Source organism: Agrobacterium sp. CGMCC 11546 (assembly GCF_013365515.1).
GTDB classification, from domain to species: Bacteria; Pseudomonadota; Alphaproteobacteria; order Rhizobiales; family Rhizobiaceae; genus Agrobacterium; species Agrobacterium fabrum.
Genome location: NZ_CP047387.1, coordinates 2,322,724 through 2,342,791 on the forward strand (window position 1 = coordinate 2,322,724; position 20,068 = coordinate 2,342,791).

19 protein-coding genes are annotated in these 20,068 nt (G+C 58.7%); 10 read left to right on the plus strand and 9 right to left on the minus strand.

Annotated elements, in window-relative coordinates; translation table 11 throughout:
• The first annotated feature begins 127 nt into the window (after window positions 1-127).
• The gene (locus GSF67_RS11630; RefSeq protein WP_006312112.1) at window positions 128-769 is read left to right on the plus strand and encodes a carbonic anhydrase; all 642 of its coding nucleotides are present in this window, start codon (window positions 128-130) and stop codon (window positions 767-769) included.
• 33 nt (window positions 770-802) lie between these two features.
• Here the strand turns inward: GSF67_RS11630 and GSF67_RS11635 are convergent, their stop codons facing one another.
• Together GSF67_RS11635 and GSF67_RS11640 are read right to left on the minus strand one after the other, a co-directional pair.
• Window positions 803-1,618 carry a lytic transglycosylase domain-containing protein gene (locus tag GSF67_RS11635; RefSeq protein WP_006312113.1) on the minus strand — a complete coding sequence of 272 codons (816 nt, stop codon included), beginning with the start codon at window positions 1,616-1,618 and terminating at the stop codon, window positions 803-805.
• Between the two features lie 214 nt (window positions 1,619-1,832).
• Window positions 1,833-2,867 (minus strand): aspartate-semialdehyde dehydrogenase, encoded by a 1,035-nt coding sequence (locus GSF67_RS11640; RefSeq protein WP_003514078.1) that lies wholly within the window; start codon window positions 2,865-2,867, stop codon window positions 1,833-1,835.
• Window positions 2,868-3,376: 509 nt separating this feature from the next.
• On the opposite strand from GSF67_RS11640, the gene GSF67_RS11645 reads away from it, so the two are divergent.
• The 3 genes from GSF67_RS11645 (at window position 3,377) to GSF67_RS11655 (ending at window position 8,490) form a co-directional block, all read left to right on the plus strand.
• Window positions 3,377-5,260 (plus strand): MFS transporter, encoded by a 1,884-nt coding sequence (locus GSF67_RS11645; protein WP_006312115.1) that lies wholly within the window; start codon window positions 3,377-3,379, stop codon window positions 5,258-5,260.
• A gap of 189 nt (window positions 5,261-5,449) precedes the next feature.
• Window positions 5,450-7,024, plus strand: a complete 1,575-nt coding sequence (locus tag GSF67_RS11650) for a Re/Si-specific NAD(P)(+) transhydrogenase subunit alpha (RefSeq protein WP_006312116.1) — start codon at window positions 5,450-5,452, stop codon at window positions 7,022-7,024.
• Window positions 7,025-7,044: 20 nt separating this feature from the next.
• Entirely contained in the window at window positions 7,045-8,490 is a 1,446-nt protein-coding gene (locus tag GSF67_RS11655) for an NAD(P)(+) transhydrogenase (Re/Si-specific) subunit beta (RefSeq protein ID WP_006312117.1), read from the plus strand.
• Window positions 8,491-8,593: 103 nt separating this feature from the next.
• On the opposite strand, the gene rutF is transcribed toward GSF67_RS11655, so the two are convergent.
• The 7 genes from rutF to GSF67_RS11690 form a co-directional block, all read right to left on the minus strand.
• Complete coding sequence (rutF, locus tag GSF67_RS11660) at window positions 8,594-9,118, minus strand: NADH-dependent FMN reductase RutF (RefSeq protein ID WP_006312118.1); 525 nt, start codon at window positions 9,116-9,118, stop codon at window positions 8,594-8,596.
• A gap of 41 nt (window positions 9,119-9,159) precedes the next feature.
• A complete protein-coding gene (locus GSF67_RS11665; protein ID WP_006312119.1) occupies window positions 9,160-9,750 on the minus strand; it encodes a malonic semialdehyde reductase in 591 nt (196 codons plus the stop codon).
• A gap of 17 nt (window positions 9,751-9,767) precedes the next feature.
• Window positions 9,768-10,559 carry a pyrimidine utilization protein D gene (gene rutD / locus GSF67_RS11670; protein ID WP_006312120.1) on the minus strand — a complete coding sequence of 264 codons (792 nt, stop codon included), beginning with the start codon at window positions 10,557-10,559 and terminating at the stop codon, window positions 9,768-9,770.
• A 13-nt stretch (window positions 10,560-10,572) separates the two neighbouring features.
• Complete coding sequence (gene rutC / locus GSF67_RS11675; RefSeq protein ID WP_004443491.1) at window positions 10,573-10,959, minus strand: pyrimidine utilization protein C; 387 nt, start codon at window positions 10,957-10,959, stop codon at window positions 10,573-10,575.
• 26 nt (window positions 10,960-10,985) lie between these two features.
• Window positions 10,986-11,726: a pyrimidine utilization protein B gene (rutB, locus tag GSF67_RS11680; RefSeq protein WP_006312121.1), complete on the minus strand. Its 741-nt coding sequence runs from the start codon at window positions 11,724-11,726 to the stop codon at window positions 10,986-10,988.
• The gene (gene rutA, locus GSF67_RS11685) at window positions 11,723-12,814 is read right to left on the minus strand and encodes a pyrimidine utilization protein A (protein WP_006312122.1); all 1,092 of its coding nucleotides are present in this window, start codon (window positions 12,812-12,814) and stop codon (window positions 11,723-11,725) included. The genes rutB and rutA overlap by 4 nt, the downstream gene beginning before the upstream one ends.
• A gap of 403 nt (window positions 12,815-13,217) precedes the next feature.
• A complete protein-coding gene (locus GSF67_RS11690; protein WP_035215032.1) occupies window positions 13,218-13,829 on the minus strand; it encodes a biliverdin-producing heme oxygenase in 612 nt (203 codons plus the stop codon).
• Between the two features lie 305 nt (window positions 13,830-14,134).
• On the opposite strand from GSF67_RS11690, the gene GSF67_RS11695 reads away from it, so the two are divergent.
• The 6 genes from GSF67_RS11695 to GSF67_RS11720 all read left to right on the plus strand — a co-directional run bounded on the left by GSF67_RS11695 (window position 14,135) and on the right by GSF67_RS11720 (window position 20,066).
• Complete coding sequence (locus GSF67_RS11695) at window positions 14,135-15,019, plus strand: dihydrodipicolinate synthase family protein (protein WP_006312124.1); 885 nt, start codon at window positions 14,135-14,137, stop codon at window positions 15,017-15,019.
• A gap of 20 nt (window positions 15,020-15,039) precedes the next feature.
• Window positions 15,040-15,696 (plus strand): GntR family transcriptional regulator, encoded by a 657-nt coding sequence (locus GSF67_RS11700; RefSeq protein ID WP_006312125.1) that lies wholly within the window; start codon window positions 15,040-15,042, stop codon window positions 15,694-15,696.
• 102 nt (window positions 15,697-15,798) lie between these two features.
• A complete protein-coding gene (locus tag GSF67_RS11705) occupies window positions 15,799-17,130 on the plus strand; it encodes an ABC transporter substrate-binding protein (RefSeq protein WP_006312126.1) in 1,332 nt (443 codons plus the stop codon).
• On the plus strand, window positions 17,130-18,068 hold the full coding sequence (locus tag GSF67_RS11710; RefSeq protein ID WP_006312127.1) for a carbohydrate ABC transporter permease: 939 nt from the start codon (window positions 17,130-17,132) through the stop codon (window positions 18,066-18,068). The genes GSF67_RS11705 and GSF67_RS11710 overlap by 1 nt, the downstream gene beginning before the upstream one ends.
• A 14-nt stretch (window positions 18,069-18,082) precedes the next feature.
• On the plus strand, window positions 18,083-18,904 hold the full coding sequence (locus GSF67_RS11715) for a carbohydrate ABC transporter permease (protein WP_170985890.1): 822 nt from the start codon (window positions 18,083-18,085) through the stop codon (window positions 18,902-18,904).
• 103 nt (window positions 18,905-19,007) lie between these two features.
• On the plus strand, window positions 19,008-20,066 hold the full coding sequence (locus tag GSF67_RS11720; protein ID WP_006312129.1) for an ABC transporter ATP-binding protein: 1,059 nt from the start codon (window positions 19,008-19,010) through the stop codon (window positions 20,064-20,066).
• The last annotated feature ends 2 nt before the right edge of the window (window positions 20,067-20,068 follow it).

Genomic DNA, 20,068 nt, shown 5'->3' on the forward strand with positions numbered 1-20,068 from the left:
ATGCGGCAGACAAGGAGTTGGAGCGGTTTCGCGGTTCGAAGAAAAGCGAAAATGCTCTAAAGGATTGGTCTTCAACGCGCCGAGTTCCTCTCTTGATCTCGGTCCAACCACAACGGTACTGCGATAGATGAAAGATTTTCCGGAAACACTTCTCAACGGCTACAAGAACTTCATGAGCGGCCGCTATGTCGATGAGCGCGAAAGATACCGCGTTCTCGCCGATACCGGACAGAAACCGCAGACCCTGTTCATTGCCTGTTGTGACTCCCGTTCGGCGCCGGAAACCATTTTCGACTGCGGACCGGGAGAACTTTTCGTTGTTCGCAACGTCGCCAACATGGTGCCGCCCTTCGAGCCGGACGGACAGTATCACGCCACGTCAGCCGCCATCGAATATGCCGTGCAGGTTCTGAAGGTGAAGGATATCGTCGTCATGGGCCACGGCCGCTGCGGCGGCATTCAGGCGGCGCTCGACCCCAATCTCGAGCCGCTGTCACCAGGCGATTTCATCGGCAAATGGATGAACATGGTCAAATCGGCGGCCGAACAAATCCAGAGCAACGACGTCATGACCGCCTCCGAACGCCAGACGGCGCTGGAACGCGTCTCCATCCGCAACTCCATCGCCAACCTACGTGGTTTCCCCTTCGTCAAGGCGCAGGAGACCGCCGGCAAGGTCAAGCTGCACGGCGCATGGTTCGATATCTCGACCGGTGAATTGTGGGTGATGGACAGCAAAACGGGCGACTTTCGCCGCCCGGATCTGTGAAAACAGGTTTCTGATTGAAAGAGCGAGACGGCCTTATTGGCCGTCGATCGCCTTGCCGATGAAGGCGATGGCCTGTTGATAGACGCTTGCCGCGTTCCAACCCTGGATCGCCGCAAAACTCGGCTGTCCCTGCTGATAACCCGCACCGCGCTGCCATCCATGGCCGACGAGGAAATTGGCCGTCGATGCCAGCGCATCGGCGCGCGAGCCGACGAGATCGATGCGGCCGTCGCGGTCGAAATCCACGCCGTAACGCACGACGTTCAACGGCAGGAACTGCGTCTGGCCGATTTCACCATGGGCCGCACCCTTGGCGTTGACGTTAAGCGAACCGCTGCCGACCAGCTTCAGCGCCGCATAAAGCTGCTCGGTGAAATAATCCGAACGGCGGCAGTCGAAGGACAGTGTCGCCACGGCCGAAAGCGTGTGCTGGTTGCCCATGAAGCCGCCAAAACCGGTTTCCATGCCCCAGATCGCCAGAAGCGGGCCGGCCGGTACGCCGTAAGTTCTTTCGATCGAGGCGAAGAGAGCTGCATTGTTCTTCTTCATGGTCTTGCCGCGCGAAATGATCGTCTGACCACCGCGCTTCTGCATGAACTGTTCGAAGGACAGCTTGAAACTGTGCTGGCCGCGATCGGCGCGGATGGTCGCCTGATTGTAGGAGACGCCGGAGAAGGCGCGATCGAGCACCGAAGCGCTGACGCCGCGGCCTGCCGCTTCCTGCTTGAAGGCGCTGACCCAGGCATCGAAGCCCGCCGAAGTGTTGCCGCATTGCGCCGCCATAACCGGCGTCGCCGCCAGAACCGAGACCATGGCCACACCAGCCAGAATTGCCTTCATTGCCCGCATCAAAATCTGCCTTTGATATATTTTGGGGAAAATTTCCCGAGAACCAAACCATCAATACTGTATGATTCAGGTGCCAAACTAGCCTTTGGCGGCCTAAATTGCCTTTCGGCAGCAAGGCCTGCAAATAAACTGGCCGTGATGACAGCCAATTGAAAAACCCGCCTGCCCCACACAGAACAGACGGGTTATACTTAACGAACCTTAAAAAATCGTATCAGGCAGCCGCCTTGCGGGGCTTGATGAGACCACGATTGACCAGCAGTTCGGCGATCTGGATGGCATTGAGGGCAGCACCCTTGCGCAGATTATCCGAAACAACCCAGATGTTGAGGCCGTTCTCGACCGTCGCATCCTCGCGGATACGCGAAATATAGGTCGCATCTTCACCAGCGGATTCGACCGGGGTGATGTAGCCGCCATCTTCATGCTTGTCGATGACGAGGCAACCCGGCGCTTCGCGCAGGATGTCACGCGCCTGGTCGGCAGTGATCTCGTTTTCGAACTCGATGTTGACCGATTCCGAATGGCCGATGAAGACCGGAACGCGCACGGCCGTGCAGGTGACCTTGATCTTCGGATCAAGCATCTTCTTGGTTTCGGCCAGAACCTTCCACTCTTCCTTGGTGTAGCCGTCTTCCATGAAGACGTCGATATGCGGGATGACGTTGAAGGCGATGCGCTTGGTGAACTTCTTGGTTTCAACCGGATCGGCCACGAAGACGGCGCGGGTCTGCTGGAACAGCTCGTCCATGCCTTCCTTGCCGGCGCCGGAAACCGACTGATAGGTGGAGACAACGACGCGCTTGATCTTGGCGAAATCATGCAGCGGCTTCAGCGCGACAACGAGCTGGGCCGTGGAACAATTGGGGTTGGCAATGATGTTCTTGCGCGTGAAGCCCGAGATCGCGTCGGCATTGACTTCCGGAACGATCAGCGGAACATCCTGATCATAGCGCCATGCAGACGAGTTATCGATGACGACGCAACCCTGCTGACCGATCTTGGGCGACCACTTCTTGGAAATCTCGCCGCCGGCCGACATCAGGCAAATATCCGTGTCGGAAAAATCGTAGTTTTCGAGGTTGGAAACCTTCAGCGTGCGATCGCCATAGGAGACTTCCGTGCCCTGCGAGCGGGAGGAAGCGAGCGGCACGACTTCATCTGCCGGAAAACCACGTTCGGCCAGGATATTGAGCATTTCGCGACCGACATTGCCGGTAGCGCCTACAATTGCAACTTTGAAACCCATGATCAAGCTCTCTTTCTGTCTCTCCTCTTTTGGGTGAGGTGGGGAACCCGCATCGCATTGCGGCTTCCTCGATCCCCAGCCAAACCGGGGAGAGAGCGGTGGCCAGAGACGTCAGACGGTTTTAATCGTCGTTTTGGCCGTAATTCGGATGGAATAAGAAAGGCGCGGATCATCGCCGGCGGATTGTGCCGGTCCTTCCATGACGAACATGTCTGAAACATGCATGCGCAAGGTGATGCTCCTTCTTCGCGAGAAGCTATTAGAAGGTTTCTTCTTTGTGTCAAGGAAAAAGGCGTATCGAAAGGCCACCTGAACGACAGCCAAACCGCACCGCGCGACATTTTCGGGATACCGTCCCTTAGACTAAAGTCATAATCCGAAAGCATCGCTCTTACTGGGGTTAATTTTCTGTCACTCTGATGTCACGCGCATCGCAGCCGCAAGGTGAGTCCGGAGGAGAGAGACGGGCTCCGCAATGCGTCGATTGGGACATCTGTGGAGGACAGAGAATGGCAAATATTGCAGCCGCAAGCGGCGCTGCCCGTCCAATGACGGGCGAGGAGAAGAAGGTGATTTTCGCCTCTTCTCTCGGAACAGTCTTCGAATGGTACGATTTTTATCTATACGGCTCGCTCGCGATCTATATCGGCGCGAACTTCTTCAGCCAATATCCGGAAACAACGCGTAACATCTTCGCGCTTCTGGCTTTTGCCGCCGGCTTCCTCGTGCGCCCCTTCGGCGCGCTGGTGTTCGGGCGTCTCGGGGATATCGTCGGCCGTAAATACACCTTCCTGATCACCATTCTCATCATGGGTGTTTCGACCTTCCTCGTCGGTGTCCTGCCCGGTGCATCGCAGATCGGCATCGCAGCCCCGATCATCCTGATCATCCTGCGCATGCTGCAGGGTCTGGCGCTTGGCGGTGAATATGGCGGTGCTGCAACCTACGTGGCAGAACACGCGCCCAACGGTCGCAGAGGCTATTACACCTCATGGATCCAGACGACGGCGACACTCGGCCTGTTCCTGTCGCTGATGGTTATTCTCGGCGTGCAGTTCGCACTCGGCAAAGAAGCCTTCGCAGCCTGGGGCTGGCGCATTCCCTTCCTCGTTTCCGTTCTGCTGCTTGGCGTTTCGGTCTGGATACGTCTGAAAATGAACGAATCCCCTGCCTTCAAGAAGATGAAGGAAGAGGGCAAGACCTCCAAGGCCCCGCTCAGCGAAGCTTTCGGCCAGTGGAAAAACGCCAAGATCGCCCTGCTCGCCCTCGTCGGCGCCGTCATCGGCCAGGCCGTCGTCTGGTACACCGGCCAGTTCTACGCGCTGTTCTTCCTGCAGAGCATCTTGAAGGTGGACGGCCAGTCCGCCAACATCATGGTGGCGGCAGCGCTCATCCTCGGCACCGGCTTCTTCGTGCTCTTCGGCTGGCTTTCCGACAAGATCGGCCGCAAGCCCATCATCATGGCCGGCCTTATCCTCGCCATGCTGACCTACTTCCCGCTGTTCAAGGCACTGACATGGGCGGGCAACCCGGCACTTGCGCAGGCACAATCCACCGTTCGCGCCACCGTGACTGCGGCTCCGGGCGACTGCAAGTTCCAGTTCAACCCGACTGGGACTGCGAAATTCACCACATCCTGCGATATCGCCACGTCGTTCCTGACCCGCAACTCCGTCCCCTATGACGTGGTTGCCGGAGCAGCCGGTGAGCCGGCAAGCGTCAAGCTCGGCGACGCCACCATCGCCAGCTACGACGCCATCGCGGCCGGCGCGGATGCTTCCGCGAAGGACAAGGCCTTCCAGAAGCAGATCAACATTGCACTGCATGACAGCGGTTACCCGCTGGTACGCGGTGCGGCACAGGTGCCGGACGCGAAACTGGACGCTTTCATTGCCGCAAACCCGGAACTCAACCTCAATGCCGATGCCGTTCGCGCCACCGACAAGAAGATGGTTGCGACCGACAAGCTGGTGGCCGACAAGCTGCTGACGCCTGCCGAAACGGCCGGTGCGGCGGAAATGGCCGTCTACACCATCGCCGGCGGCGGTGCCTTCACCATGGTGGCCGATCCGGCAGCCGTGAACTGGATCGTCATCATCGCGGTCCTGACCGTCCTCGTGATCTATGTGACGATGGTCTATGGCCCGATCGCGGCACTGCTGGTCGAACTGTTCCCGACCCGCATCCGCTACTCCGGCATGTCGCTGCCCTATCACATCGGCAACGGCTGGTTCGGCGGTCTTCTGCCCGCCACCGCCTTTGCGATGAGCGCGGCGAAAGGCGATATCTATTACGGCCTCTGGTATCCGATCGTCTTTGCAGGCATCACGCTGGTCATCGGCCTGCTGTTCCTGCCGGAAACCAAGGATCGCGACATCCACACCATGGAGTGAGCGAAAGCACCCCCAAACAACCACCCGGCGCCATGGCGCCGGGTTTTTTATTGCCGCCGTACCGCCACCGCCCGAAATGGCCTTTTCCCGCCTGTCAATCCGCCGCAGGTAGAAAAACAGCAATAACAAGACAAAAACGCCCCAAATGGGCTATGACGGCTTATCAGGACGGGAAATGGGAGAGCAGTTTTGAGAATCGGAACGCCTAAGGAATTATATGAGGGCGAAGCGCGCGTCGGCATGACGCCCGACAGCGCGCAGGCCCTGCAGAAACTCGGATATGATTGCGTGATCGAGGCCGGCGCCGGCAAGGCAGCCGGTTTTTCCGACGACGCCTATCGCGCGGCTGGGGTCACGGTGGTCGATAGCGCCGACGCGCTCTTCGCCGGATCCGACATCATCGCCAAGGTTCGTCCGCCGGAAACGTCGGAGATTGATCGCCTGTCTTCGGACAAGACGCTGATCTCGTTCTTTTATCCCGCCCAGAACAAGGACCTTCTGGAGCAGGCGAAGGAAAAGGGCGCCAACGTCATCGCCATGGACATGGTGCCGCGCATTTCCCGCGCCCAGAAGATGGATGCCCTGTCCTCCATGGCCAATATCGCCGGTTATCGCGCGGTCATCGAGGCGGGTAACAATTTCGGCCGCTTCTTCACCGGTCAGGTAACAGCCGCCGGCAAGGTTCCGCCCGCCAAGGTTCTGGTGATCGGTGCCGGCGTCGCCGGTCTTGCCGCCATCGGCACCGCCACCTCGCTCGGCGCCATCACCTATGCCTTCGACGTGCGCCCTGAGGTGGCCGAACAGATCGAATCCATGGGCGCTGAATTCGTCTATCTCGATTTTGCCGATCAGCAGCAGGATGGTGCCGCCACCGGCGGTTATGCCGCTCCCTCCTCGCCGGAATTCCGCGAGAAGCAGCTGGAGAAATTTCGCGAACTCGCGCCGCAGATCGATATCGTCATCACCACGGCGCTGATCCCAGGCCGTGACGCCCCTAAACTGTGGCTCGCCGACATGGTGGCGGCAATGAAGCCGGGTTCTGTCATCATCGACCTTGCTGCCGAGCGCGGCGGCAATTGCGATCTGACGGTGCCCGACCAGCGTATCGTTTCCGACAACGGCGTCATCGTCATCGGCTACACGGATTTCCCTAGCCGCATGGCGGCGCAGGCCTCGACGCTCTATTCCACCAACATCCGTCACATGATGACCGATCTGACGCCCGCGAAGGACGGCAAGCCGGTTCACAACATAGAAGACGATGTCATTCGCGGCGCGACCGTCACCTATCAGGGCGAGATCACTTTCCCGCCGCCGCCGCCGAAGATTCAAGCCATTGCGGCGCAGAAGCCGAAGGAACGAGTCAAAGAGCTGACGCCTGAAGAAAAACACGCGAAAGAACGGGCCGAGTTCAAGGCGCAGACCAAAAGCCAGGTCGGGCTGCTGGTCATTGGTACGGCGGCCCTGCTTCTCGTCGGCCTTTTTGCACCAGCAAGCTTCATGAGCCACTTCATCGTCTTCGTGCTCGCCTGCTTCATCGGTTTCCAGGTTATCTGGAACGTCAGCCACTCGCTTCACACACCGCTGATGGCCGTGACGAACGCCATTTCCGGCATCGTCATCATCGGCGCGCTGCTGCAGATCGGTTCCGGCAACTGGCTGGTGGTGATCCTTGCCTCGCTTTCCGTCCTGATCGCGACGATCAACATCGTTGGCGGTTTCCTCGTGACACGGCGCATGCTCGCCATGTTCCAGAAGTCCTGAGCGTGCGGGGATTTAAATAAATGACCATTGGTATCGTTTCCGCGGCCTATGTTGCCGCAGCCGTTCTTTTCATCCTTTCCCTCGGCGGCCTTTCCGGACAGGAAAGCGCCAAACGCGCTGTCTGGTACGGCATAACAGGCATGGGTCTCGCCATCGTCGCCACTGTCTTCGGCCCCGAAATCAGCAAGGGTGTAGGGCAATGGCTCGTCGTGCTCCTGATGCTCGCCGGCGGCTCGGTTCTCGGCTACTTCGTCGCAAGCCGCGTGCAGATGACCGAAATGCCGCAGCTTGTGGCAGCCCTTCACTCCTTCGTCGGTCTTGCCGCCGTCTTCATCGGCTTCAACGCCCATATCGAGGAAGCGCATGTCGCCTCGCTCGATGAGACGGCACGGTCGTTGCTGACCGGCTTTTCCGCTATCCTCGCCCACAAGACGCCGGTTGAACTGGCCATCATGAAGGTCGAGGTCTTCCTTGGCGTCTTCATCGGCGCGGTCACCTTCACCGGCTCCGTCGTCGCCTTCGGCAAGCTTGCCGGCAAGGTGGACGGCAAGGCGAAGAAGCTGCCGGGCGGACACCTGCTGAACGCGGCTGCTGCGATCCTGTCGCTCGTGCTGCTCATCATGTATTGCAACGGCGCCGGCGCATGGACGCTCGTCCTGATGACGCTTGCCGCCTTCTTCATTGGCTACCACCTGATCATGGGCATTGGCGGCGCCGACATGCCTGTCGTCGTTTCCATGCTCAACAGCTATTCCGGCTGGGCGGCCGCCGCCATCGGCTTCACGCTCGGCAACGATCTCCTGATCGTCACGGGCGCGCTGGTCGGCTCCTCGGGTGCGATCCTCTCCTACATCATGTGCAAGGCGATGAACCGCTCCTTCATCTCGGTCATCCTCGGCGGCTTCGGCGGCACGACGGGCCCGGCGATGGAAATCGAGGGCGAGCAGGTGGCGATCGACGCCGAGGGCGTGGCAGCAGCACTCAACGACGCCGACAGCGTCATCATCGTGCCCGGTTACGGCATGGCGGTGGCGCAGGCCCAGAGCGCGGTATCCGAGCTGACCCGCAAGCTGCGCGCCGACGGCAAGACCGTGCGTTTCGCCATCCACCCCGTTGCCGGCCGCCTTCCCGGCCACATGAACGTGCTGCTCGCCGAAGCCAAGGTGCCCTACGACATCGTGCTGGAAATGGACGAGATCAACGACGATTTCCCGAGCACCGACGTCGTCATCGTCATCGGCTCCAACGATATCGTCAACCCGGCGGCACAGGACGACCCGAACTCGCCGATCGCCGGCATGCCGGTTCTGGAAGTGTGGAAGTCGAAGCTCGTCATCGTCTCCAAGCGCGGCCAGGGCACGGGTTACTCCGGCATCGAGAACCCGCTGTTCTACAAGGACAATACGCGCATGTTCTATGGCGATGCGAAGAAGTCGATCAACGAGCTTCTGCCGCTCATCAAGTAATGAAAAGGGCGTTTCCGGGAAACCGGGAACGCCCTTTTTACTGACGTGAAAAGAAACCTCCACCGTCATCCTCGGGCTTGTCATCCGGCCGCTGAGACTGCGTTCAAAGAACCCGGTAACGCCGGTTGAAATACATCAGCGCTTCATCACCCGCATTGATCTTCATATCAACGACAGTGCAGATCAGAATATCATGCGTGCCGCCGTCATGGGCCTCGCGGATACGGCAGTCGAAAGAAACCAGTGCGTCTTCCAGAACCGGAGCACCGGTCTCGAGCACACCCCAGCTGCCGGCAGCGAAACGTTCTTCCGCCGGCGTCTTGCCGCCGAAAAGCGTGCTCAGTACCTCGTGATGGGCAGCAAGCGTATTGATGCAGATAACACCGTTTGCCTTCACCACCTTGTAGGCTGAGGCATTGCGGTTGAGGCAGACGAGAAGCGTGGGCGGATTGTCGGAAACGCTGCAAACGGCCGTCGCTGCAAAGCCCGCACGTCCTGCCGCGCCATCCGTCGTGACGATGTTGACCGCCGCACCGAGCCGCGCCATGGCGTTTCTATAATCGAGGCTGCGCTGCTCAGCAGTCTTCGTCTCCATTGCCGCTTCCTTTTCGAGAGACATCATCTGCATCTAACCCATCCTTCCTTAACAGGCCATCAAGCCAGCACACATCAAGCCAGCACACAGGCGTCTTCAAATCCAAGGCGCGGCAGGCGGCCGAACAGCTTAGACGGATCGCCATAACCGAGATTGATCAGAAAATTGGATTTCCACGTCGTGCCCGCGAAAAACGCCGCATCCACCTTGCCCTTGTCGAAACCGGACATGGCACCGGTATCCAGCCCTAGCGCACGGGCGGCAAGGATCAGATATCCGGCCTGAAGCGTGGCGTTGCGAAAGGCCGTTTCTTCGGCCACCGCCGGGCTGGAAGTGAACCACGAACGCGCATCGGCGTGGGGAAACAGTTCCGGCAGTTTCTCGTAGAATTCGCTGTCAATGGCGGCGATGACAGTCACCGGTGCCGCCATGGTCTTTTCGAGATTGCCGGAAGACAGCGCAGGCTTCAGCTTTTCCTTCCCCTCCTGGCTGCGCACGAAGACGAAACGCGCTGGCGAACAATTGGCTGAGGTCGGCCCCATCTTCGTCAGATCGTAAAGGGCCATCAGCGTCTCGTCGCCGATCGGCTTGTCCGTCCAACCATTGTGGGTGCGTGCTTCGGTGAAAAGCGTCGCCAGTGCAGCGTCATCAAGTGATTTCGTCATCTTGCTCTAAAATCCTGTCATAATGTCTGGTCGGCTGGCAGCAGGAACTGCAACAGCCGGGTGTTGAAAAGGTCAGGCTCGGTGATATTGACCGCGTGGGCCCCGAAATCCAAAAGGCAAAGCTCGCTTTGCAGCAATCCGTCCGCCAAACGCTGCGAGCGCGTATAGGGCACCAGAATATCGTCCTTCGTCGCCACCACCAGCACCGGATTGCCGATCTCACCAAGCCGGCTATCGATATCGAAAGCCCGCAGCGCCGCAATACGCCGCAGCACATTCACCTTGCCCTGAAAATGCGCGACGCCATGGGCATCATCCCGTGCCAGCCGCTCCTGATGTTCCGACATCCATGCGGCCGGATAAAGAAACAGCGGTTGGGCTTTCACGAAAGCCTCGACACCGGATTTCTCTAGAAGCTCGATCCGCACGTCAAAGCAGCGCCCGGAATGCGGATCGGCCTTGCTCCAGGCATTGATCAGCACAAGCCTGTCGATGAGACCGGGCCGACTGAGCGCGATATTGAGGCCGATCAGACCGCCGAGCGCATGGCCCATGAAGTGGAATTTTTCGAGGTTCAGTGCCGAGACAATCTCCAGCACATCATCCGCCATGGCAGATATGCCGCCCTCTGTCGGCACCTCCCCGCCCGTCCTGCCGGTTCCGCGATGATCATAGGTGACGATCCGGAAATGATCGGAAAGGGCCTCGATCTGCGGTGCCCAATAGGCGCCCGATCCGCCCAGCCCCGAAGACAGCATGATGGTAGGCGCCCCGGCATCTGTACGGCCATGAACCTCGAAATGCATCATCTGCCACTTCGCCCTATTTGCCGATATGGGCAACGGTGGCGATTTCCACCAGTGCATCAGGCTTTACCAGGCCGCACTGGATGCAATACCGCGCCGGCTTGTCGCCGGGGAAATATTCGGCATAGACCGTGTTGACGGCCTGATAATTCGCCCAGTCGGTGATGAAGATGTGGTTCATCGTCACGTCCTCCATCGTGCCGCCGGCGGTTTCGATGACCGACTTGATGGTTTCGAGAACATGGCGTGTCTGCGCACTGGCATCGCCCACATGCACGACATTATTGTCCTTGTCGAAGGGCAGCGTGCCGGACACGTAAACTACGCCATCGGCAAGGGTTCCCGGCGAAAAAGGGGCGATGGGTTTGCTGGTGCCTACTGGCACGATGATCTTCTTCGGCATTTCGTTCTCCTCTTTGTGGTTGGATATCAAGCGCTAACGGGTGCGGCCTGTGAAATGACGCCGCAGAAATCATTGACGGTGGCGACCCAGCCGAAAAACTTCTCGACATTGTAGACCGTCGCCTGCTGGATAAAATCCGGACCCAGATGATGGGTGGCATCCTCCAGCATCACCCCGAAATATTCGAGATGGAACGCGTCGCGCAGCGAGCTTTCCACACAGACATTGGTGGCAATGCCGACGAAGACCAGATTGCGGATACCACGGGCACGCAAAACGCTGTCCATATTGGTGTTGAAGAACCCGCTGTAACGCGTCTTCGGCACCAGAATATCGCCGGGCTGCGGTTGCAGCTCATCAACGATGGCATAGTCCCAGGTGCCTTTGGCCAAAAGCTGGCCTTGCAATTCTGGCCTCTTGCGCATGGTCTTCAGCGCATTGGACTTGTGCCAGTTGGGCGAACCCGGCCCGCCCGCTTCGACATAATCCTTGTCCCAGCCATTCTGGAAATAAATGACCTGAACGCCCGCCGCCCGCGCCGCATCCAGCGTCTTTTTGATGTTGGCAATGGTGCCCTTGGCCCCGGAAATATCGAACCCGGCAAGGTCCACGTAACCGCCCTCGGTCGAATAGGCGTTCTGCATATCGACCACGACAACGGCGGTCTCGCTGGGTTTCAGGGTAATCGGCTCCGGCCTCGCGGGAAGCGTCACGCTTTCCGAGCGGCTTTCAGGTCCCTTATATCCCGCCACGACGGCTTCACTCATTCCGCAGCCTCCAGTTCGGCCAGCACATGCTGGCGGCTCTTCATCAGCGGCTGCACATATTTGCCGAATTTTTCGACGCCCTCGAGGAAGTCGTCAAAGGTCAGCATCACGCCGCCGGTGCCCGGCACTTCGCTCATTTCATCCAGCATCGCCGCCACTTCCTCATAGGAGCCGATCAGCGTTCCCATGTTGATATTGACCGCCGAGACCGGATTGGACATGTGCCTTACATTGGTGTCGGAGCCGGATTTGGTGTCGACAGCGCTTTGCAGGCCGAGCCACTTGATGGCGTCCTCATCCGCGCCCGCCTTGTAATGCTCCCACTTCGCCCAGGCATCCTCGGATTTTTCCTCGGCAAGCACCATCGTCAGCACGACGGATTTCACCTCGCGGCCGGACTTTTCCGTTGCCGCCAGCAGCCGCTCATTGGTGGGCGCAAAAGCCTTCGGCGTATTGACGCCGACGCCGAAGCAGAAGCTGTAATCGGCAAACTTGGCGGAAAACGCCATGCCAGAATTGGAGGAACCAGCGCAAATGAGCTTCACGTCACCCTGCGGCACCGGCTTCATGCGGCAATCATCCATCTGGAAGAACTTGCCCTTGAAGTCCGACTGCCCTTCCGTCAGCAGCTCTTTCAGCACGGAGGTATATTCGCCGAGATATTCATAGCGATCACCGAAATAATCGTCGCCCGGCCAAAGGCCCATCTGGCTGTACTCGGGGCGCTGCCAGCCGGTAATAAGGTTGATGCCGAAACGACCTCCGGAAATGGAATCGATCGTGGTCGCCATGCGTGCGACGATGGCGGGCGGCATGACCAGCGTGGCGGCGGTGCCGAACAGCTTGATCTTGGAGGTGACGGCGGCAAGGCCTGCCATCAGCGTGAAGGATTCCAGATTATAGTCCCAGAACTCTGTCTTGCCGCCGAAGCCGCGCAGCTTGATCATCGACAGCGCGAAGTCGAAACCATATTGCTCCGCCTTCAGCGTGATCGCCTTGTTGAGATCAAAACTCGGCTTGTATTGCGGCGCGTTTTCGGAAAGAAGCCACCCATTGTTCCCGATCGGGATAAAAACACCAACTTCCATTTTGCAGTTCCCTTTTTAACGTCAGGTGTCTCCTGACTTGACAAAAAGAGTAGCAGGTTCTGTGCCAGACCAAATAAAATAATTTTATCAAATGGATAAAATTTTGGGGCGCGTCGAGCTTTTACCAAAAGATAAAATTTTTATCATTTGATAAAAATATTTGCCTGTTTATTCGGCAGAAATGAGTGCTAGAGGCATAGGAGAGAGGCTCTCGCAGTAAGTCCGAAAGTGCCGCAAAGCTCGCATCACACTCTTCGTCATCCTCGGGCTTGTCCCGAGGATCTAATCATGTCGCGTAAAATCAATCGGTTGCAGATCCTCGGGACAAGCCCGAGGATGACGAAGTACCGTTTCAGGAACTACGATCAACCCGCGATAGCTCTCTTGAAGCTATGCCAAAAACTCAACCCAGCCGCTGCTGCGCATAGGCATGCACCGCCCGGAAAGCAGCCTCAGCACCGGCGACGACGCGCTCTTCCTCTTCCACCGTCAGCGAAATTTCATCGAGCGCCGCGGTGAAGGTGCGCCAGTGCAGGCCGCGTCCTTCCGGTGCGCCGGCCAGATGGCGCGCGCCGAATTCTTCGGTCAGGCCAAGCTTGGCCGCATCTTTCAGAAGGAAAGCCGCACCGAGATTGGAGCCTTCGACCACATAAAGCCAACCCATCGCTTCCGGCAGATCAAACGGCATTTCGGCAGTGAACCGCGGCTCGTCGGTGTCGGGAATGGCGTGACCGAGATCGGCAAGGTCCTGTTCGATCATCGCCAGACGACGACGGCCCTTGAGGTCGGGAAGCAGGCCATCCAGCGTGACATTGGAAAAGAAAACATCGAGATCGCGATGGAAAAGATATTGCGTTTCGACGAATTTGCCGAAGTTCTCCCGGCTCTCGAACGGCTTTGCGGCCATGATGAAGCTATCGAGATCGCCATGCGCGCCGCGCGTCGCTGCCTTCAGGCGCTTGACGCGGCTTTGCTCGATCTCTGCTACAGGCGCTGCCGGCTCCGCACTGGTCATCATGATGATCCCTTTATCCCTACATTCAGACTGCCTGATAAAAATCTTTACTCCAACAGTCAAATTTTATTTTCGCATTTTTTCTTCTCCCTATCGATGAGGCTTGCGCGTCTCTCACCGCGATAAGCCCATGCCCGTCCGGACCGACCCAACCACTCCTCATCGGTCCTCGCAGCCCCCCCGAACTCATTTTCCAAGCAAACTCCTTCACGCTCATGCTCCGAACAATCATATTGCAATTAGCTCTTTACAACTAACATGTCAGTATGCCATCAATCCGTTGTCACCTTGGAGGAGCATCTTAATTGACCCAGAAATTCGGCCTTTCGGCAGCCCTGACGACCCCTTTCAAAACGGACGGAACGGTCGACATCGATGCCATGATCGCCCATGCGCGCCGCTGTTTGTCCAACGGCTGCGACAGCGTGACACTCTTCGGCACGACAGGTGAAGGCTGCTCCGTCGGCAGCCGCGAACGGCAGGCGATCCTCTCCAGCTTCATTGCAGCAGGCATTGCGCCGTCGCGCATCGTCACCGGTGTTCTGGTGGATTCCATCGAGGATGCGGCAGACCAGTCGGCCGAAGCCCTGAATGCCGGCGCGCGGAATATTCTGCTCGCCCCGCCCTCCTATTTCAAGAACGTCAGCGATGACGGCCTGTTTGCCTGGTTCTCGGCTGTCTTTTCAAAGATCGGCAAGGATGCGCGCGACATTCTCGTCTACAACATCCCCTCCGTGACCATGGTAACACTGTCCGTCGAGCTGGTGGGACGGCTGAAGGCCGCATTTCCGGGCATCGTCACCGGCGTCAAGGATTCCTCCGGCAACTGGAACCATACCGAGCGTCTCCTCAAGGAACACGGTGACCTTGCCATCCTTATCGGCGACGAGCGTGATCTCGCCAGGGGCGTTCGCCTCGGTGGCCAGGGTGCCATCTCAGGCGTTGCCAATTTCCTGACGCAGGAAGTGCGCGCCATGGCCGTCGATGGCAAGGACGATCCGCGCATCGTCGATCTTGTTGTGGAACTTCTGAAATTCCCGGTTACGCCTGCCGTCAAGGTGCTGGTATCACACACGACAGGGGAAACTATCTGGTCGGATGTGCGTGCACCACTCGTCGCCATTTCACCGGAAGACCGCCGGCAGATCGAAGGCGCATTCGACGCGCTGTTTCGCAGGCAGGCCGCCTGAACAAAGCTGAAAGGTTGAGCATGGACGATACCGGCGAACAGACATTGCGGGAACGGGCGTATGAGAGCTTTACGCATCACCTTCTCTCGCGTGACGTTCGTCCGGGGCAATTCATCTCGCAGCGCCGGCTCGTGGAACTGACGGGTCTGCCGCTCGGCGCGATCCGGGAGGCAATCCCACGGCTGGAGGCGGAAGGTCTGATCAAGACCGTGCCACAGCGGGGATTGCAGGTTGCCCATATCGACATCAACCTCATCCGCGAAGCGTTCCAGTTCCGTATCTTTCTCGAAAAGGAAGCTGTGGCGAACTTTACCCGTTCGGCTTCCGACGAGGCCATCGCGAAGCTCCTGAAACAGCATCGCGATATTGCCGAAGCAGCGGAGAATGGCGGGGAATCGCCGGAGCTGGATCAGCATGCGCAGCAGGTGGACTGGGGCATGCACGACGCCTTCATCGATAGTCTTGGTAATTCGATCATCTCGAATGCCTACCGCGTCAATTCCATCAAGATGCGCCTCATCAATCAGGAGCGCTTTCGCATCGCCGGCCATGTGAAGTCGGTGATGAAGGAACATCTCGCCATTCTCGAAGCCATCGAAAGGCGATCCGTCGAAGAGGCCGTGGAACGGCTGACCGCCCATATCCGCAACGCAAGGGACAGGGCGCTGGCGGTCTAAGGCAACTCCGGCAGGGACTAAAGAGGGTCTGCGCTGGACTTGCAGGAAATAAGCAACAAGCCGGGGTGAGGAGAATTTCCGGCTAACTGGAGGAGAACAGACATGACGCATTCATTGCTCAACCCCACGCGCCGCGCCTTTCTGGCAGGCACGGCCGCGATTGGCGGCAGCGCGATGCTCGGCATTCGCCCGGCATCGGCAGCGGTGAACTGGAAAAAACACGCCGGCACCACACTTGAAGTCAACCTGGTCAAAAGCCCGCGCAGCGAAACGCTGATCAAATATCTCGGCGAGTTCGAGGAGCTGACCGGCATCAAGGTCAATGCCGAAGCAACACCGGAACAACAACAGCGCCAGAAGGTCGTGATCGAGCTTTCCTCCGGCAAGCCGAGCTTCGACGTCGTGCATCTGAGCTACCACGTCCAGAAGCGCCAGTTCGAAAAGGGCAAGTGGCTGGCTGATATCAGCGGCTTCCTGAAGGACCCGTCGCTGACCGATCCGTCGCTGGTCGAAAAGGACTTCGCCGAAGCTGGCATGCTGTTTGCCAAGGATAGCGACGGCGTGCTGCGCTCGCTGCCCTTCTCGGTGGATTACTGGATTGTCTACTGGAACAAGGAACTCTTCGAAGCCAAGGGCCTGAAATATCCCGAAACCTTCGAGGAACTGGTGATGGCGGCGGAAAAGATTACCGATCCCGCAACCAATACCTATGGTTTCGTCGCCCGCGGCCTGAAGAATGCCAACACCCCGGTCTGGACTTCGCTGATGCTGGGTTACGGCGCAAAGCCGATCAGCGCGGATGGAAAGATCGACACCGAATCCAAGGAAGCGGTCGAGGCAGCCAAGCTCTATCAGCGCCTTATGACCAAAGCCGCCCCTCCCGGCGTTTCCGGCTTCAACTGGGCGGAAGCGCAGTCGGCCTTCCTGCAGGGCAAGATCGGCATGTGGTTCGATGGCGTCGGTTTTGCGCCGCCGATCGAGAACCCGGAAAAATCCCGCGTCGTCGGCAAGGTCGGTTACGGCGTCATGCCGAAAGGCCCGGCAGTTCAGGCCGCTGGCACGTTTGGCGATGGTCTCGGTGTGGTCGAAGCCAGCAGCAAAAAGGAAGCCGCTTACCTCTTCTGCCAGTGGGCGATCTCGCACGATATGGGTGCGCGTCTGCTGCAGGCAGGTGCCGGCGTTCCGTTCCGCCAGTCCATCCTCGAAGACCAGAAGGTCCGCGAAGGCGTGAAGATGCCGGCCGCCTGGCTGGATGCGGTCGTCGGTTCCGGCAAGGTCTCGCAGCTTGCCCTGCCGGTCATCATTCCGGTGACGGAGTTCCGCGACATCTACGGCGTCGGCCTCACCAACATGATCGGCGGCGCCGATCCGGCAGCAGAACTGAAAAAGGCGACGGAACAGTTCGCACCCGTTCTGGCGCGTAGCGAGGGATAATGGCCTCCGTGAGCATCGAAAACACCAAAACAGGCGTCAGTCTCAAGGAAGGGAGCAAGCCGGCAAGGCTTGCTCCCAACTACTGGCCCTTTGTCATACCGGCACTTGTCGTCATTTCAGCGGTTATCGTTTTTCCGTGGGTCTTCACCCTGTGGATGAGCGTGCATCGCTGGACGCTCGGACAGGAGCAGAGCTTTATCGGTTTTGATAACTACATAAGGCTTGCAAGCGATCTCAGGTTCTGGGAATCGCTCTGGCACACGCTCATCTATACCGTGCTGTCGGTTGTTGCTCCCCTGTTCCTCGGAACATTGGCGGCGCTGGTTTTCGATGCGCAATTTCCGCTGCGCGGTTTTCTGCGCGGCGTCTTCGTGATGCCGATGATGGCGACCCCGGTCGCCATCGCACTCGTCTGGACCATGATGTTCCACCCGCAGCTCGGTGTCCTGAACTATCTGCTGTCCCTGATCGGCATCGGTCCGCTGGAATGGATCTACAACCAGTCTACCGTCATCCCCTCGCTGGTGCTGGTGGAAACCTGGCAATGGACGCCGCTCGTCATGCTGATCGTGCTCGGCGGTCTCGCCGCCGTACCCCGCGAACCCTATGAAAGTGCTGAAATCGACGGCGCCAACGCCTGGCAGAAGTTCCGTTACCTGACCATGCCGATGATTGCGCCGTTCCTGATGATCGCCGTCATCATCCGCTCCATCGATGCCGTCAAAAGCTTCGACATCATCTATGCGATGACGCAGGGCGGGCCGGGCACGGCGTCTGAAACCATCAACATCTATCTCTATAATACGGCGTTTTCCTATTACGACATCGGTTACGGCTCGGCCATGGCTGTCGTCTTCTTCGTCATCATCGTGGCGCTGTCCTTCGTGCTTCTGATGGTACGCCAGCGCTCGCAATGGAACGAGATGGAGGAACACTGATGTCCACAAAGATCCTGAAACGCAAAAATCTCGACCGCATCGGCCTGTTCTTCGTGGCGCTGGTGATGATCTCGCCGGTCATCCTGTTCTTCATCTGGATGATCTCGCTGTCGCTGAAATATGAAATCGACAACGGCGCCTATCCGCCGATCCTGATCCCCGAGCGTTTTGCATGGTCGAACTATGTGAAAGTGTTCGAGGAAAATAATTTCTTCCTCTATTTCTGGAATTCGGTCCTCGTCACCGGAGCGGCGACCATTCTGGCGCTCGTCATCGGCGTGCCGGCCGGTTATGGCATCGCAAGGCTGAAGGCGGAAAAATCCGCTGTTGTCATCATGATCGCCCGTATGACGCCCGGCCTTTCCTTCCTCATTCCGCTGTTCCTGCTGTTCCAATGGCTGAACCTCTTGGGCACGCTCTGGCCGCAGATCATCATCCATCTGGTGGTGACGGTGCCAATCGTCGTCTGGATCATGATCGGTTATTTCGAGACAACCCCGAAGGAGCTGGAAGAGGCGGCAAGCATCGACGGCGCGTCCTCCTGGCAGGTGTTCCGGCTGGTGGCGCTGCCGATTGCCAAGCCCGGCATCGTCGTCTCCTTCATTCTGGCGGTTATCTTCTCGTGGAACAACTTCGTCTTCGGCATCGTGCTGGCCAGCCGTGAAACGCGCACCCTGCCGGTCGCGGTCTACAACATGTTGTCCTTCGAACAGGTCAGCTGGGGACCGCTCGCGGCAGCTGCGCTGATCGTGACGCTACCAGTGCTGCTGCTGACCATGTTCGCGCAGAAACAGATCGTGGCGGGTCTTACCGCCGGCGCCGTCAAGGGCGGCTGAACCAACAACAAAAGGGCATTCCATGCCCTTCCTCTTTAAACGCAATTCCGGACGCAAAACCGCGACGCACCTTGCTGGAATTGCTCATAACGGGAACCTACACATGGCACCGGTCAATATTCAGAACGTCCAGAAGCGCTTCGGCTCGGTCAACGTCATCCACGGCATCGATATCGACATCAAGGATGGCGAATTCGTCGTCCTCGTTGGCCCTTCCGGCTGCGGCAAATCCACCCTGCTGCGCATGATCGCCGGACTTGAAGAGCTGAGCGACGGCGAAATCCACATCGGCCCGCGCGAGGTCAGCCACCTGCCCGCCCGTGACCGCGATATCGCCATGGTCTTCCAGAACTACGCGCTTTATCCGCACATGACGGTGAAGGACAATATGGGCTTTGCGCTGAAGCTGAAGAAGGTGAGCGCGGAGGAAACCAAGGCCAAGGTGGACCGGGCGGCCGCCATTCTCGGGCTGGAAAAACTGCTCGACCGTTATCCGCGCCAGCTCTCCGGCGGCCAGCGCCAGCGTGTCGCCATGGGCCGCGCGCTGGTGCGCGACCCGCAGGTCTTCCTGTTCGATGAACCGCTTTCCAACCTCGACGCCAAGCTGCGGGTGCAGATGCGCGGTGAGATCAAGGCCATGCACCAGCGCATCGGCACCACCACCATTTACGTTACCCACGACCAGGTGGAAGCCATGACCATGGCCGACAAGATCGTGGTGCTGCATGATGGCATCATCGAGCAGATCGGCGCACCGCTCGAGCTTTACGACAATCCCGCCAACCTCTTCGTTGCCGGTTTCATCGGCTCACCCGCCATGAATTTCATTCGTGGCCGGGTGGAGGAAGGCGTCTTCCGCACCATAAAAGGCCTCAGCCTGCCGCTGCCCGCCCATGCCGATATAGGCAAGCTCGGCGGTCGCGACCTCGTCTATGGCGTACGGCCGGAACATATCCGCGCCGCCGAGAGTGGTATCGAAGGCCGGGTCGAACTGGTTGAAGGCACCGGCTCGGAAATCTACGCCAAGCTCAATTGCAAGGGCGATGAGATCGCCTGCCTGTTCCGCGAGCGGCTCAATGTCCGCTTCGGCGATACGATCCACATTGCCATTGATCCGGCAACGGTGCATCTGTTCGACAAGGACAGCGGCAAGCGCATCTGAAC